This window comes from Halomonas getboli (genome assembly GCF_023094245.1).
Taxonomy (GTDB): Bacteria; Pseudomonadota; Gammaproteobacteria; order Pseudomonadales; family Halomonadaceae; genus Halomonas; species Halomonas getboli.
Genome location: NZ_JALMEW010000002.1, coordinates 509,194 through 525,274 on the forward strand (window position 1 = coordinate 509,194; position 16,081 = coordinate 525,274).

Annotated in this window: 9 protein-coding genes; 3 read left to right on the forward strand and 6 right to left on the reverse strand. The window is 64.9% G+C overall.

Going from position 1 to position 16,081, the window contains the following annotated elements; genetic code table 11:
* Positions 1 to 55 precede the first annotated feature (55 nt).
* Genes MYL53_RS07345 through MYL53_RS07355 form a run of 3 tightly spaced genes read left to right on the forward strand, consistent with a single transcriptional unit; the run spans position 56 to position 5,524 of the window.
* Entirely contained in the window at positions 56 to 1,321 is a 1,266-nt protein-coding gene (locus MYL53_RS07345) for an exonuclease SbcCD subunit D (RefSeq protein WP_247852965.1), read from the forward strand.
* Positions 1,318 to 4,623: an AAA family ATPase gene (locus tag MYL53_RS07350; RefSeq protein WP_247852966.1), complete on the forward strand. Its 3,306-nt coding sequence runs from the start codon at positions 1,318 to 1,320 to the stop codon at positions 4,621 to 4,623. Before MYL53_RS07345 ends, MYL53_RS07350 begins: the two co-directional genes overlap by 4 nt.
* Positions 4,624 to 4,663: 40 nt before the next feature.
* Positions 4,664 to 5,524, forward strand: coding sequence for an SDR family oxidoreductase (locus MYL53_RS07355; protein ID WP_247852967.1), 861 nt, complete (start codon positions 4,664 to 4,666; stop codon positions 5,522 to 5,524).
* Between the two features lie 43 nt (positions 5,525 to 5,567).
* Here MYL53_RS07355 and MYL53_RS07360 read toward each other — a convergent pair whose 3' ends face one another.
* The 6 genes from MYL53_RS07360 to hsdR form a co-directional block, all read right to left on the reverse strand.
* Positions 5,568 to 6,116: a hypothetical protein gene (locus MYL53_RS07360; RefSeq protein WP_247852968.1), complete on the reverse strand. Its 549-nt coding sequence runs from the start codon at positions 6,114 to 6,116 to the stop codon at positions 5,568 to 5,570.
* A gap of 108 nt (positions 6,117 to 6,224) precedes the next feature.
* On the reverse strand, positions 6,225 to 7,934 hold the full coding sequence (locus tag MYL53_RS07365) for a UvrD-helicase domain-containing protein (protein ID WP_247852969.1): 1,710 nt from the start codon (positions 7,932 to 7,934) through the stop codon (positions 6,225 to 6,227).
* 57 nt (positions 7,935 to 7,991) lie between these two features.
* A complete protein-coding gene (locus MYL53_RS07370) occupies positions 7,992 to 9,350 on the reverse strand; it encodes a restriction endonuclease subunit S (protein WP_247852970.1) in 1,359 nt (452 codons plus the stop codon).
* 29 nt (positions 9,351 to 9,379) lie between these two features.
* A complete protein-coding gene (locus MYL53_RS07375; RefSeq protein ID WP_247852971.1) occupies positions 9,380 to 11,026 on the reverse strand; it encodes a class I SAM-dependent DNA methyltransferase in 1,647 nt (548 codons plus the stop codon).
* Positions 11,023 to 12,183 carry a Fic family protein gene (locus MYL53_RS07380; protein ID WP_247852972.1) on the reverse strand — a complete coding sequence of 387 codons (1,161 nt, stop codon included), beginning with the start codon at positions 12,181 to 12,183 and terminating at the stop codon, positions 11,023 to 11,025. Before MYL53_RS07380 ends, MYL53_RS07375 begins: the two co-directional genes overlap by 4 nt.
* 169 nt (positions 12,184 to 12,352) lie before the next feature.
* A complete protein-coding gene (hsdR, locus tag MYL53_RS07385) occupies positions 12,353 to 15,877 on the reverse strand; it encodes a type I restriction-modification system endonuclease (RefSeq protein ID WP_247852973.1) in 3,525 nt (1,174 codons plus the stop codon).
* Between the last annotated feature and the right edge of the window lie 204 nt (positions 15,878 to 16,081).

Below are 16,081 nucleotides of genomic sequence, written 5' to 3' on the forward strand. Positions count from 1 at the left end.
ATCGCTCGGGTTAGACTAGGCCTTTTCGACCGTGTGACGGAACACCGGGGAGCCGATGCTGAGACTGATCCACACCGCCGACTGGCACCTGGGCCAGAGCTTCCACGGCCAGGAGCGCCATGAGGAGCACCGCGCCTTCCTGGCCTGGCTGCTCGAGACCCTGGTCGAACGCGACGCCGACGCCCTGCTGGTGGCCGGCGACATCTTCGACGTGGTCAATCCCTCACTGCGCGCTCAGGAGCTGCTGTTCGACTTCATCGTCAGCGCCCACGAGCGGCTGCCGACACTCGACATCGTGCTGATCGCCGGCAACCACGACAGCGGCAACCGCATCGAGCTGCCCGCGCCGCTGATGCAGCGCCTGCGTACCCACGCCCGGGGTCGGGTACGCTGGCTCGACGACGGCCGCCTCGACGCCGGGCGCCTGCTGGTGCCGCTGACCGACGCCAGCGGCGAGACCCGCGCCTGGTGCCTGGCGCTGCCCTTCCTGCGCCCCGCCGAGGTCACCGGCCAGCTGGCCCCCGACGAGGCCGGGAAGGATGAGGAAGCGCCCAACGACTACGTCGCCGGCATCAACCGCGTCCATCACGAACTGATCGACGCCGCCCGCGAGAAGCGAGGCGACGGCCAGGCGCTGGTCGCCATGAGCCACGCCCACCTTCACGGCGCCGCCGTCTCCGAGGCCAGCGAGCGGCCGATCGTGATCGGCGGCGAGGAGTCGATCTCCGCCGCGCTGTTCCCCGACGACATCGCCTACGTGGCGCTCGGCCACCTGCATCGCGCCCAGAAGGTCGGCGACGAGCGCATCCGCTACAGTGGCAGCCCGCTGCCGCTGGACTTCAGCGAGCTCAACTACGCCCACCAGGTGGTCGAGGCGACCCTCGACGGCGAGCGGCTGGCCGGGGTCGAATCCCTGCCCGTGCCGCGCCCGGTGGCCATGCACCGGCTCGGCCCCGCGCCGCTCGAGGATGTACTCGCCGAGCTGGAGACGCTGGAACTCGACGATGCCCTGCCGCGCGAACGCTGGCCCTGGCTGGAGCTGCGCGTCGAGCTCGAGGCGCCGATGCCCGACCTGCGCGCCCGGGTCGACGCCGCCCTCGAGGGCAGGCCGCTTCGCCTGCTGCGCCTGGAGCGCCGGCTGCCGCAGGTCGCGGCCGAGGACGCCCCCGAGCGCGTCGACCTCGAGACGCTCGGCCCGCGCCGGCTGTTCGAACGCACCTGGCAGGGCCGCTGGGGCGAGCCGCCGGACAACGACGTGCTCGCCGACTTCGACCGGCTGCGTCAGGACGTGCTGGACTCAGGCGAAGAGGACTCCGCATGAAGATCCTCGCTCTGCGCCTGGCCAACCTGGCTTCGATCCCCGGCCCGCTCGAGCTCGATTTTACCGCCCCGCCGCTCGATGCGGCCGGGCTGTTCGCCATCACCGGACCCACCGGCGCCGGCAAGAGCACCCTGCTCGACGCCCTGTGCCTGGCGCTCTACGGCGGCACGCCCCGGCTGCGCCAGGCCCCCGGCCGCGAGGCGCCGCTGCCCGACGTCGGCGACGCCACGCTCAACACCGCCGACCCGCGCACCCTGCTGCGCCGCGGCACAGCCAGCGGCTACGCCGAGGTCGACTTCCTCGGCCGCGACGGTCGCCGCTACCGCGCCCGTTGGGCCGTGCGCCGCGCCCGCGAGAAGGCCGACGGCCGCCTGCAGGCCGTCGACCAGTCGCTGCGCGATCTCGACGACGACCGCCTGCTGACCAACCAGAAGCGCGAATTCGACCGCCTGCTGCCGGAGTGTCTGGGCCTGACCTTCGAACAGTTCACCCGCGCCGTGCTGCTGGCCCAGAGCGAGTTCGCCGCCTTCCTCAAGGCCGACGACAACGAGCGCAGCGACCTGCTGGAGCGACTGACTGGCACCACCGAATACTCCGCCATCTCGATGGCCGCCTACCGCCGCTCGAGCGACGCCAGGAAGGCCGTGGAGAAGATCGAGGCCCGGCTCGCCGACGACCTGCCCGCCGAGCCCGAGGCCCGCGCCGAATTCGAGCGCGCCGCCGAGACCACCCAGCGAGCGCTCACCGACCTGCAACAGCGCTCGGCATCGCTTCAGGCCAGGCAGCGCTGGCATGACGACGATGAGCGCCTGCGCCACGCCTTCGCCGAGGGCCAGCAGCTCCAGCGCGAGGCCGAGCAGGCCTGGCAGACGCAGGCCCCCGCCCGGGACGACCAGGCCTGGCGATGGCTGATCCTGCCCCAGCGCCACAAGCTGACGCGCCAGGCCGCCCTACCCGGCGAGCTAGAGGCCCTGGAGGCCAACCACCAGAAGACACAGCGAGCGCTCACCGACGCCGAAAGTACACAGGAACAGGCAAGAAGCGCCAGCGAGGCCGCCGAACAGACGCTGGCGGACGCCACCGACGCCCGTCAGCAGGCCGAGCCCGCGCTGCGCGAGGCACGCGAACTGGCCCAGCGCCTCGCGACCCAGGACCAGCAGCTGGCGGAGCTCGAGCACACCCATGAGGAGCGCCGTCGACGCGCCGCCTCCCTCGCCGAGCAGCGGCGCCAGGCCGACACGACCCACGCCCAGCGACGCGAGCAGCGCGACCGCTGGCACGCCGCCCTCGAGCGCCTGATCGGCGACCATGACAGCCTGGACAGCGCCCGACAGACCGCCCAGCGGGCCCACGATGCGGCGGCCCAGCGCCGACTCGAACTGGGTGAGCTTCACGGCCGCTGGCAGGAAGCCTGCCGCGCCGAGCAGGCCCATCAGACGCTGAAGACGCGCCTGACGGACCACGAGCAGCGGCTCGAGGCACTGCTCGGCCGAGGCCAGGCCGCCCGGCAGCGCCTCGACGACGCCGAGCGCCACCTCACGAGCATTCAGGCCTTCGTCGAGCGCAGCCGCGCCGTGCGCAGCGAGAGCGTCATCTATCTGCGCGAGGGCCTCGCGGAGGGCGAGCCCTGCCCGGTCTGCGGCGGGCTCGAGCATCCCTGGCGTCACCGGCCGCCCGCCTCGCCGGAGGCCGCCCAGCTTGCCGCCCAGCAGGCAGAAGAGGATCGCCAGCTGGCACAGGCGCAGGATCAGCGCGATCGGGCCTACCAGCAGCGCCATGACATCGAGGGCGAATACCGCGCCCTGAAGGCCTCGGTGGCCCAGCAGCGCGAGGACCTCGGCAACGCCGATCGGCAACGCGCCGAGGCGCAGCGGGCGCTCGACGCGCATTCTCTGCACGGCGAGCTGGCCGCCATTGCCGCCGAGGAGCGCGAGGCCTGGCTGGGCCATCAGCGGCAGGCCAGCGAGGCCCGGCGGGCCGAGCATCGGCAAGTCCTCGACGAGCTTGCCCGGGCCGAGGCCGAACTCGCGCCGCTGAACCAGTCACTGCATCGGGACGAGATCGAGCTCGCCCGGCTCGGTTCCCAGCAGAGCGAGCTCGAGCAGGAACTCACCGGGCTGGCCGAGCGGCTGCCGCCGCTGCGCCACGAGCGTGATGCCCTGGCCGCCCAGCTAGAGGCAAGCCTTGGCGAACATGCCTCGCCGGACGCCTGGCAGCAGCATCTCGACGCCCGTCAGCAGGACGCTACCGGCGCACGAGACGCGGCCCTGGCGCGCTATCACCAGGCCCAGACCGAGCACCAGCGCCTCGCCCAGCAGGCCGAGCATGAAGGCGAACGGCTCGACGCGCTGCGCCGCGAGCGCGACGCCCTCGAGGCCGAGCTGGCCGAGTGGCGGCGGGCCCATCCCGAACTGGACGACGCCACCCTCGCCCGGCTGCTGGCCCAGTCCGACGACGAGGCGGAGCGCCAGCGGCGGCAGCTGGAAGACGCCGATCAGGCCCGTCAGCAGGCCGCCGCCGCTCTCAAGGAACGCCGTCAGGCGCTGATCGACCATCGCCGCGAGCAGGGGCTGGTCGAGGTCGACGACAGCGACCCGACGCTGCTCGACGAGCGCGCCGAGGCCGAGATCGCCCGTCGTCGCGAGGCGCTCGCCGAGGAACGCGAGGCCCTCACGCCACGGCTGAACGCCGCCCAGCAGCAGCGCGACGAGGCCGCCCATGCCCTGCGCGACGACGACCGCCGGCGCCAGCGCCAGCAGGACGCTCAGACCGAACTCGAGGCGGCGCGGGCCGAGCATCGCCGCTGGGGCCGGATCAGTGAGCTGATCGGCTCCGCCGACGGCAAGGCGTTCCGGCGCATCGCCCAGGCCTACAACCTGGAACAGCTGCTGGAGCACGCCAACGCCCACCTCGGCGGGCTGTCGCGACGCTACCGGCTGGTGCGCGGCGGCAGCGAACTCGGCCTGCTGGTGGTCGACCACGACATGGGCGACGAGCGCCGCTCGGTGCACTCGCTGTCCGGCGGCGAGACCTTCCTCGTCTCGCTGGCCCTGGCGCTGGGGCTGGCCTCCATGGCCTCGGGCGAGCTGGTCATCGAGTCGCTGTTCATCGACGAGGGCTTCGGCAGCCTCGATCCGCAGTCGCTGGCGCTGGCCATGGAAGCCCTCGATGGCCTGCAGGCACTGGGCCGCCGCGTCGGGGTGATCTCCCACGTCCAGGAGATGCACGAGCGCATTCCGGTGCAGATCCGCGTCGAACCGCTGGGCAACGGCACCAGCCAGGCGCGATTGGTCAGCGGCTAGCGATCCCGAGACACACGGAATGATGGAAGGAGACACGAGAATGCCGGAACGCTACGAGACGACGCGCAGCCTGCTGATCACCGGCTGTTCCAGCGGGATCGGCCAGGCCGCGGCCCATGCCATGGCCAAGCGCGGCTGGCGGGTCTTCGCCACCGCCCGGGCCGAGGCGGACGTGGCCCGGCTCGAGGCAGATGGCCTGGAGGCGCTGCGGCTGGATCTGGCCGACAGCGCCTCGATCGAAGCCGCGGTGGCCGAAGTGCGAGAGCGCACCGGCGGGCGGCTGACGGCGCTGTTCAACAACGGCGCCTACGGCCAGCCCGGCGCGGTGGAGGACCTGAGCCGGGACGTGCTGCGCGAGCAGCTCGAGACCAACCTGCTCGGCACCCACGAGCTCACGACCAAGGTGCTGCCGATGATGCGCGCTCAGGGCCATGGGCGCATCGTGCACAACAGCTCGGTGCTGGGCTTCGCCGCCCTGCCCTACCGCGGCGCCTACGTGTGCTCCAAGTTCGCCCTCGAGGGCCTGAGCGATACGTTACGCCAGGAGCTCACCGGCAGCGGCATCCACGTCAGCCTGATCCAGCCCGGCCCCATCGCCAGCCGCTTCCGCGAGAACGCCTACCGCGCCTACCGGGCCAACATCGACGCCGCCCGCAGCGCCCACGCCGACACCTACGTCAAGGTCGAAGCTCGCCTTGCCAGCGAGGACGGCAAGGGCCCCTTCACCCTGGGCCCCGAGGCGGTGGTCGACAAGCTCGTCCACGCCCTGGAGAGCAAGCGCCCCAGGCCCCGCTACGCCGTGACCGTCCCCACCCATCTGTTCGCCGCGCTGAAGCGGGTGCTGAGCACCCGGGGCATGGACCGGGTGCTGCTGCGCGCGACGAAGAGCGAGCGGGAGTAAGAGCCGGGCCTATTCGTCGGCGATGATGCCTTCCCCCTGTCCGCTATTCCTTCCGGAAAGGCGGAAAATCTTCATACCAGTCGGAGAAACCACCTTGGTCATGCCCACCCTTCATCAAGACGCGGGGCTTCATCCAGCTGGTAATGTTCTTCTTTGGCGTCTGGTGCCAGGAAAGATTGAAGGCACACATCCCCTGGCCATCGAAAAACTCCAGCTCGCTGTAAGGCAGGTGATCATGAATCCAGTAGGCCAGTGAGCACCAGTCCGCACCGGACTGATATTGATCCGTGAACCACGGCACGACGATACAGGCAGTCGCCCCCATGCCATCATCGGCATCGCGCCTGTCCCAGATATGACCGGCAAAATTGCTTTCATTGCTGGCACAGTTGAGCTTCTTCTCGTTGCCCAGCGCATTCACGTCACAGGATCGAAACGCCGACCTGACGGCAATACGCCCGAATGTCGCATTCAGCGGCTCGAGGAGTTCCTCACAAAGATGCCTTCCCGCCTCGATTGCAAGCTCCGGGTTGTCGGGAACATTCCTCACGCCATGATGGGCGGCGATCTCGCTATAGAGAAAGTCACGCATGAAAAAATGCCTGGACAGCCTGACACGCCCCAGCTTGTCCAGCGCACTGTAGGATGATACTGATTTCAACTGATCACCTCCTGTGACAGGCCTCGCACTGCCAGAGCGCTACTGATCTCGATTACCCGTTGTGCTCACCAGATACTCATCCGGCACCCGATCAAAGAAGCGACAGAAAGGGAGCGAGCCGACCAGCGTCACGCTCTGCTTCGCACGGGTCATTGCCACATAGAGAACACGGCGAAGCAGGCTTGTCTCCTGCGCCATGTCTTCTTCCGCGACGTTTTCCAGAAGGCGACCCGGATACTGGGTATCGTGTAAGCCCATGATCACGACATGGTCGAACTCGAGCCCCTTCAACTGATGGTACGTCGTTACGACCACGCCACCGCCAAAACCACCGAGACTGGCGCCTTTGGCCTTCTTCACCTTCATGTCCCGCTTTTCCAGGGCTTTATGGGCCGGATACAGCTGGCGCGCGAACGGCATCACGACGGCCACTGACGTCGTACGCAGCCGCTTGTAGTGCTCGGCCACGAAATCGTATCCCTGCTCGTAGGCATCGCGAGGACTGTCCGAGATCAGCAACCGGACCTTTTCACCATTCTTCTGCGGTCGGACGGGTGCTAGATAATCATCGCTCTGTGCCACATCGTTATCCGTCAGCAGCAGCTCTGCCACATCCATGATCTGCTGCGTCGTACGATGACTGGCCGACAGTCTGCGTGAGCGACCACCCACCACCTGTATGCCGACCGACGACCAGGTAAAGCTCCTGCGATAGATCTTCTGCGCCAGATCACCCGCCATGCTGAGGGAAACGCGCGGCACCTGAGCGGCCACCAGCAGCCAGCTCTTGTCGAAGTCCTGCACCTCATCAATCATCAGGTGGTCATAGCGAAGCTCGTTCGGCAGATCGCCTCCGCGCTCGAGCATCGCATGCAGCAGGACGCCCGCAGGATTATCGTAGTCTTCCTGCCGGGTCTCTTCGAGCCACTCCTGATAAAGCTCGTAGACACACCAGACAAAGCGTCGATCTTCCTGCGTCACGCGAACCGCCGTGCCACGGCCGGTCCGTTCCACATCGAGATACTCATCCAGACGGGTGATATGCTGGCCGAAGAGCCAGGCAATCTCGTCGCCCCACCAGGCCACCAGACCCGCATCATTCTTGAGCTCGTAGAGCCGATGATGCCCGACCTCCGCTTCGGCTTCCGCCACCAGCTCCTTGAGTTTCTCGGCCCGCTGCTTGCCATCGACCCAGCCCGCGAACTCGTATCCCAGCTCCCTGGCCGTGGACCTGGACCACTCATGGAACGTCCTGACGTCGACATCGCCTGTCATGCCGGCCTCTTTGAAGGCCTTCTTGACGTAGGCACACAGCGCGGCGTTGTAGGTCAAAAACAGCAGGGAGCCCTTGCCCATCGCCGAGATGATCTTGCCGGCCCGAGCCGCCAGCACGGTGGTCTTGCCGCTGCCGGCCTGCCCGCGAACCAGCAGATGCTGCGTCGGATCGAGGTCGATAACGGCCTGCTGCTCTGCCGTGAAGGTAATGGCTGGCTGCGCAGGAGATGCCTCATCGAGAGGCGTCGCTGCAGGCTCCTGCGCCGTCGACGATGGCCCGGCCACAAGCTGCCACTGATGCTGCGGGTCCTTCTTGACGACGCCATCATTCTGGAGCCGATAGAGCATGGCATTCACGTCGCTACGATCGACATGCTTGCCAAACTCATCCGCCAGAATGCTCGCCAGCTTTCGCGCCTTCACCGGAGCATGTAGCTCGAGCAGCTTGAGGACCTGCGTCTCGAGTGCGCTCATGATATATCGCTCCCTTTCAACGGGTATAAGGTGCTCTTGCTACAGTCATTGCCGGTCTTAGACCGGCATCGACGCCTGCTTCGTTTTGCTTCCCCGCCGCGATTTCGCCGGCTTCAGCTTTTCCTTTTCGGCCTTGATCCGCGCCAGCAACGCCTCGGCGGAATGTGCGCCACTGATCAATTCGGGGTTTTCTGCGCGCCAGTCGGCGGTGAGCTCGCCGCGGAAGGCCTTGGCAAGGATGGACTGGGTCAGCTTGTTGACTCGGGCCTGGGCATTCTCGACCTGTTTCTCCACCTGATCGGCAAAGGCAAAGAGCTGATCGACACGGCGGACGATTTCAGCCTGCTCTTCAACCTGAGGAAGCGGTATAACACAGCTCTTCACATCCTTTTGATTTATACTTGCTTGGTTCACCGCATGCTTAGCCTTACCGACGAGCTGACGCTTCAAAGAACTGCTACCAAGACAGCGCATCACATATCCTGGAATTGCTTTCTCAGAATCAACTGAAAAGCGCATGATATTACTTTCGAACACTGCCTCTTCAGGCACATCCCTCACGAGAGCGCACTTTCCCAAATACTCAATACTATTAACCCGATTTATCAGAATATCTCCAGCATTGACCCGCCATTTCCCAAGTTCCTCGCAAGAGATTTCCAGGCGCCTCATGCCAGACCAAGGAATCAGCTCCCCGTCATAGAAGCCATCAATACGAATTATTCTCACACCCTCGCCATAGGCACTTGACGGTTTATAAATTCCATTCTGAGGCCCTTTATCAATCACACAATCTAACTCTACCTCAATGGCAGGGTTCAGTCGGCTTTCTTTCCGCCAATCACTCGTCAACCTTCCACTAACTGCTGCCTCCAGCACGGACTGCCGAAGTCGCTTGAGGATAGCGGGAATGGCATCCAGACGGGCTTTCAAGTTATTGACCTGAGCTAGCATCTCATCCAGCTTATTGGCGATGGATCTTTGCTCTTGGGCAGGCGGCAATGAAAACTGGTAGTTCTTGACGTCATGACTCTTGGCAGCAGGATAAAGAGCCCCCTGAACCCTTCCGGAAATGGCATCTACAAATGCCTTCGACCTCACCAAATAATAAAGAAACCGGCTATCCATACCAACAGGCCTGATCACCTCGAAACCCGTCGAGGCAATCTGTTCATCGTATTCCTTGCCCACTAATGCCACCGCATTCAGGTTCGGCCGCGTGAGCGATACCAATACATCACCAGCACGTATCATTTTCCGCGCCCGACTTGGGGCATCCGAACCGAACAGCTCATGAGCAGTAGATACTATCTTCTTTTCCCTATCAATACTGCCGATATCCACATATAGAAACTGCTCTCCTGCATCGGGCTTTCGCTGCTCCCCCTTGATGGAAACCTGGTCAATAGAGGTCATTGCCCACCCCTCCGGCAATTTCCGCTCACTCATGCCTTTACCTCATCACCTTCGGCATCAGTGCCATCGCCAAGGCCCAACGCCTCGGCCAGCAACGTCTTCTGAGCGGTGGCCTCGTCCTCGTTGCCGAGGGCTGCCATCAGGCCGTCGAGTTCGCGCAGGGCCTCGGTGAGCTCGCTCATTGCCTCGGCGGCCAGCACGTCGGGCTCGGGCAGGTTCTCGGCTTCCAGGCTGTCGGCGTCCTTGAGCCAGGTGATATCCAAGGAATCGCCCTTGGTGTCGCGGATCCATTCACGACTGAACCGGCGCCAGCGCGAGGTCTGCAGCTTGTCGTCCACGCCGGCATTGGCATCGTCAGCACCGGCGACCCTGTCGGCCTCGATCTCCTCGGCGCCGAAGCTCCAGTCGCCCTCCTCCCGAGCGTCGAGCTGCTCGCTCAGGGCATCGGCGCCGTTGGGGTTGTAGCAGCGCTCGAAGGGTTTGAGATGAGTTTCCGTGAAAGGCGTGCGCTTGCCGAAGTTCGGCATGTTGGTGCGCAGGTCATAGACCCAGGTGCTGTCGGTACAGCCCTCGTCCTGATGCGGGTTCTCGGCGGTGCCGCGGCTGAAGAACAGCACGTTGGTCTTCACGCCCTGGGCGTAGAAGATGCCGGTAGGCAAGCGCAGGATGGTGTGCAGGTGGCACTTTTCCATCAGGTCGCGACGGATCTCGGTACCCTGCCCGGCCTCGAACAGCACGTTGTCCGGCAGCACCACGGCGGCGCGGCCACCGGGCTTCAGCCCGCGGTAGATATGCTGCAGGAAGGCCAGCTGCTTGTTGCTGGTCTTGAAGGAGAAATCATCGCGTGTGGGTCCACCGCCGCCCTTGGCGGTGCCGAAGGGCGGGTTGGCGAGGATCACGTCGGCGCGGTCGAGCTGAGCGCCCTGCTGGCCCAGGGCGTTGCCCAGATGCACCACGCCCTCGTCGTCGCCTTCCATGCCGTGCAGCAGGCAGTTCATCAGCGCCAGGCGACGGGTGCCAGGCACCAGCTCGATGCCGACAAAGGCCTTGAGCTTCTGGTAGTCGGCCTGGGAGCGCTCCAGATCCAGATAGTCATCCGTCTGGTCACGCATGTACTGGTCGGCGGCAATCAGGAAGCCGCCGGTGCCGGCGGCGGGGTCCTGGATGCGCTCGCCTGGCCGGGGCCGCATGCAGCGCACCATGGCGCTGATCAAGGCGCGGGGCGTGAAGTATTGGCCGGCGCCCGACTTGGTCTCGTTGGCGTTCTTCTCCAGCAGGCCCTCGTAGAGATCGCCCAGGCCGTCCTTCTGGGCGCTGAACCAGTCGATCCGGTCGAGATCGCGAATCAGCTGTTCCAGGTGGCGCGGCTCGCGCAGGCGCGTCTGGGCGTCATCATAGATGGCGGCGATCAGCCGGTCGTTGCTCTGCGAGAGATCTAGCAGCATCTGTCGGTAGAAGTTCAGCAGCTCGAGCCCGGAGCGGCTTGTCAGGTCCGGCCAGCGCTTGCCCTCCGGCAGGGCGTGGGCGTTGAGCAGGCCGGCTTGGGTGTTCTCGTATTCCATCTTGACGAACAGCAGCAGCACCAGTTCGGTGACGTAGTCCGAGTAGTTGATGCCGTCGTCGCGCAGCACGTCGCAGAGGTTCCACAGCTTCTGGACGATATCGTTCTGGGTCATGAGGGATCCTGATTGAGAATGTCGATATAGGCCCGATAGGCGTAGATGCGATTGCGTTTCTGTCCGGTGAGCTCCTGCACGATGCCGAGCTCGTTTTCCAGCGTCGTCAGCAGCTTGCCGACGGTGGCCGGGCTCAGCCCCGCGCGCTCACAGAGGTGGCCGATGTTGGCAATGGGCTGCTCGAAGAATGCATCGAGCAGCAATCCGGCCGACCCCGCCTGACGGCCAAGCTCGGCGAGCCGCGCCTTATCCTGCTCGCGCAGCTGGTTGAGCCGCCGTGCGGTGGTCACGGCCTGGGTCGCGGTGTCCGCCACGGCATCCACGAAGAACAGCAGCCAGGCTTCCCAGTCGCCGGTGACACGAACCTGCTGGAGGCGTTCGTAGTAGACCTGCCGGTGCTTCTTGAAGAACACCGACAGGTAGAGCAAGGGCTCGGTTAGGATGCCGGCCTCGACCAGGATCAGCGGAATCAGCAGGCGCCCCAGGCGCCCGTTGCCATCCATGAAGGGGTGAATGGTCTCGAACTGGACGTGGGTCAGCGCCGCCTTGATCAGCGGATCGGTGGCCTCGGGCACGTCGTTGATGAAGCGCTCGAGCGCCGACCAGCATTCCGCCAGGTGCTGGGGCGGCGCCGGGACGAAGACGGCCTCGTCGGGGCGGTGCCCACCCAGCCAGACCTGGTTGCCGCGAAACTCGCCCGGCCCACGATTGATGCCGCGCCCCGAAGTCATCAGGGCGGTGTGCATTTCCATCAGCAGCCGGTGGCCGATGGGAAGCCCCTCGCGCACGCGTCTCACGCCCAGCGTCAAGGCGTTCACGTAGCACGAGACCTCCTGGGCGTCGTCCATGGGCACGCCCGGCATGCCTTCCATCTCGTAGAGCATCAGGTCACTGAGCGAGGACTGTGTGCCCTCGATCTGCGACGACATAACCGCTTCCTTGCGGACATAGCTGTACAGGAACAGCGAGGCATCGGGCAGCAGCGTGCTGATGGCATCGAGACGGCCCAGCGCCAGCATGGCCTGATTGATGCGCCCCTGCAGCTTGCCATCCAGCCCCAGCGGGGGCTCTGGCGGCAGCGCATCGGGAATGAACGCCTGACAGCGTACGCCACCGGCGACGCTGTCGACGTAGTGGCCCGTGAGTCCACGTTCCATGAGGTTCACCTGAGCTTCGGCATCGCAGCCGGTTAAAATAGAGATGGCACTTATTTTAATTTATGGCCAAAAATAAAATAAGGCTTGACACTATTTTACGTTCGCTGCGGGAAGCCGATGGCGACATGGTGGCGCCATCGCTCCCCACTACAGGTCGATGACGTCACCCTCAGCTCGCTTCCCAGAGGCCATCGCTGAGGGCATCGAGAACCTCGTCTAGGTGATGGCCCAGCACGGCGTCCAGACGCTTCAGCCCCCCGTGCTCGGCGAAGCGCTGGTTGATGAAGTCGTGGTCGATCACGACTTCGTGGCCAAGCTGCGTGGCCAGGCGGTCGAGCCACTTGCGCTGCGCCGGCGTCCAATCGTGCAGATCGTAAATACGCGGCATGGCCTCACGCACCCGCTGCTCGAAGGGAATCAGCGCCTCGCCCAGGGCGGCGCGGCGAATATGGCCGACGATGCTGGCGGCGATCTCCCGGTTGGTAGCATTGCGCCAGGCACTTTTCAGGGCGGCTTCGCTGTAGCCGGCGTCATCCAGTAGCAGGCGCACCTCCTTGAGGGTCTCGCGGGTCATGTCGCGGGGCCGGTTGACCACCACGCTCAGCGCCACGGACTCATTGAGCTGGTGCTTGATGAAGTCATCGAAGCTATCCAGGTAGTCGGCGGGCTTCTCGTGCACGCCATAGTCCTGGCGACGATCCCTCAACTCATCGCCGCCTTCATAGATCAGCGGCATGCGCTCGTCGCCGAGCAGCGCCTTGACCTCGGCGACCTGACGAAGCAGGCGACCATGCTGGTTCAGGAAGTCGGCAGCGGGCTGTGGCCCCAGCTTGTGCAGATGCTGATGGAGCTTGTCCGGCGCTACGCCCCAGCTCTGCTCGAGCCGTGCCAGACACTGGCGAACATCATCGCGGCGTTCAGCCTGCTTGGTCGCCTGGCGCATCACTCGCATCAGCTTCTGGCCGAACTGGTCGAGTACCTCATCGGCCTGGCTGCGCCCCTCCTCGTCACCAGACGCCTGCATGGCACGCGCCAGCTGATCGGGATCGGTCAGTTCGCGGTGAAGCTGCTCCAGGGTAATGTTGGGGTTCTTCACCAGCGGCTGCATGGTATTGACCTCGGCCAGGGCGGCATAGAGATCCACGGGATCGTAGATCCGGAATACCGACTTGCCGATCTCGTCGCAGCGCCGCGTGGCGCGTCCGATCATCTGCTCATAGAGGATGCGTGACTTCACTCGGCGCAGGAACACCAGATGGCAGATGCTCGGCACGTCGATGCCGGTCGTCAGCAGGTCCACGGTGATGGCGATATTGGGATACTTGTCGTTCTTGTAGCGACGAATCAGGTCGTTGACCTTGTCCGACTTGCCGGTGATCTTGGCTACCGCGGCCTGGCGATAGTCCTCGTCATATTTCGCATGGAAAGCCTCGTCGAGGAGCCGCTTGACCATGTCGGCATGCAGGTCAGTGGCGCAGAAGATCAGCGTCTTCTCTTCGCCGAAGGGATCGAGCTCCTCGACCAGCTGTTCGCAGATCACGCGGTTGAACTCGGGGGCGATCACCTGACGGTTGAAGGCCTCGACCTCGAAATCCAGCTCGTCCTCGAGCTCGGCGCTTTCCACCTCGCCGGTGCGGGCATCGATGCGGCTCACCGCCTCGCCCTTGTCGAAGTGGATACCGTGGCGGCTGAGCAGGGTCTCGTAACGGATCGGCGGCTCATGATCGATCAGCCAATCGTCGGCCACCGCTTCACGGTAAGAGTAGGTAAAGACCGGCCGGCCGAATATCTCGCTGGTGTGCTTGGCCGGCGTCGCGGTCAGCCCGATGCGCACGGCGTCGAAGTGCTCGAGTACCAGACGATAGCGCGACAGATACTGGCCGGTATCCCGCGTGGCCAGTTCGCCCTCGGTCATCTCCTGATCCAGGGTATAGCCGCGGTGTGCCTCGTCGACGATGAGGCAATCATAGGTATCCACCGGCGGCGGGGCGTCGGCCATGAACAGCCGTCGCGACATGGCCTGGACGGTGGCCACCTGCACTCGCGTCTCGGCATCGGCGGCCATGTCGCCAAGCTCGGCGACGTTGTAGATCTGCGAGAGCGGGTGGTTCTGCTCCAGGGGCGCCTCGTCGAAGGCCTCCTGCGCCTGCGTGCCCAGCGCATTGCGATCCACCAGAAAGAGGACACGGCGGAAGCGCTCGGTTTTCAGGAAACGGTAGATCAGTCCGATGATGGTGCGGGTCTTGCCGGTGCCGGTCGCCATGGCCAGCAGCGCGCGCTGATCTCCATTCTCCAGGGCGCCTTCCACGGCATGGATCGCTCGTTCCTGATAGTCGCGCAGCTGCAGGTAGCCGAAACCTTCCTCGCGCAATCGCTGCTCGGCCTGAGCGCGGCTGCGCGTGAGACGATCCAGCAGCCCTTCCGGGCTATGGAAATGAGGCAGCGCCCGCGCCAGATTGCCCGGTTCACGCACGTCGCGAAACCAGATGCCGGACTTCTCGGCCAGCTGCGGCAAGTAGGGGCGACCGTTGCAGGAAAAGACGAAGGGAAGGTAATAGTGGCCGTCCTGATCATCGGGCCAGGCGATCGTGCGCCCCTCCCGCTCCCAGGGGAGCTCCAACTCTCCGGTAAAGCCTCGCCCATCGAATCCTCGTGAGTAGCGCTCTGCCTGCCCCAGCTTGCCGGCCACATCAATGTTCTGACGTTTGGCTTCCACCACGCCGATGGGCAAGAGCCCATGGAACAGCACGTAGTCGGCACGCTGTCCGTTGGGCAGCTCCCACTCGGCAATGGCTCGGCACTTGCCGGCTTCAGGGCGCGCCCCCTTCTTCCAGGTAAGCTCGAGCGTATCGGCTTCCCAGCCTGCTTCCTGCAACTGCTGGTCGATCAACAGGCGAGTGAGTTCCTCGTCCATGCCCAGCTGATCATTGAGGGCCTGGTTGGCCTGTCGCAGCTGCGGCCGCGAGATCGTCTTGGTGTGCCCTTCCGCCTGGGCCCGCTTCAGCTCGGCAATACGCTGCTGGAATTCCCGCTCCCGCTTCTCGAGTTCTTTCTGTTGCGCCTGAGAGGCCTCGCCCAGGCGACGCGCCTCTTCATCCATCGCCTCGGCAAGCTCGGCATATTCCTGCTTCTCGCGAGCCTCCAGCTCGGCCAGCCGCCGCTGGGCCTCGGCCTGCTCGCTGGCGGAGGCCAGTTCGCCGCGCAGTCGCTCCATCTCGGTCTGTAGCTCGCGCAGCTCATGGCTGGGATCCTGCGGGGGCGTAAAGGCACCGGCCTTGAAATCAGGATCGGCAAAGGCGCGATGGAACCAGACCGCCAGGCTACGGGCGACCTTGAGCCCCTGGATGGCCTCGCGATGCTGCGTGCGAAACTGATGCGTGGCCTTGTTGCCCTCGATGCGCAGGGTATGAAAGAGCTCTCGCACCGCGGGATCGAGCCCCATGGCACCATCAATCCGATACAGCAGATCACGCTGGGTGGTGCGTTCTTCCACTTCGAGTCCGAGGCGAGCCGCAATGTCCTGCGCCATAGCCTCACCAAGCTGGCGTAGCTTGATCAATGTGGTGTTGGGGTCATGAGAGAAAGCGCGCTCGGCACTGGATGCGAGCTCGAGAAACACCGGGTCATGCCCGGCCAGGAATGGGAAGTTGCCAGAATCGTGGCCGCTGTCCCTGCGTTCGATGTGCCCCTGCATATGCGTTCCTTGCCAGCGGTTGCTCAAGGTTTATCGCCCGCTCTAGCGTCGAGCTGAACCGATTTTTTCTTAGCCTGCCATTAATGCATACCGTGGGCCAGTGAGGATAACAGGCGCCACCTCCACCTTGGCTTTCGAGCGGTCGCATATCAGGAGTCCACGCACTCGAGTGGCGGCACCTGCTGCCCTGTCATACGGCAATGC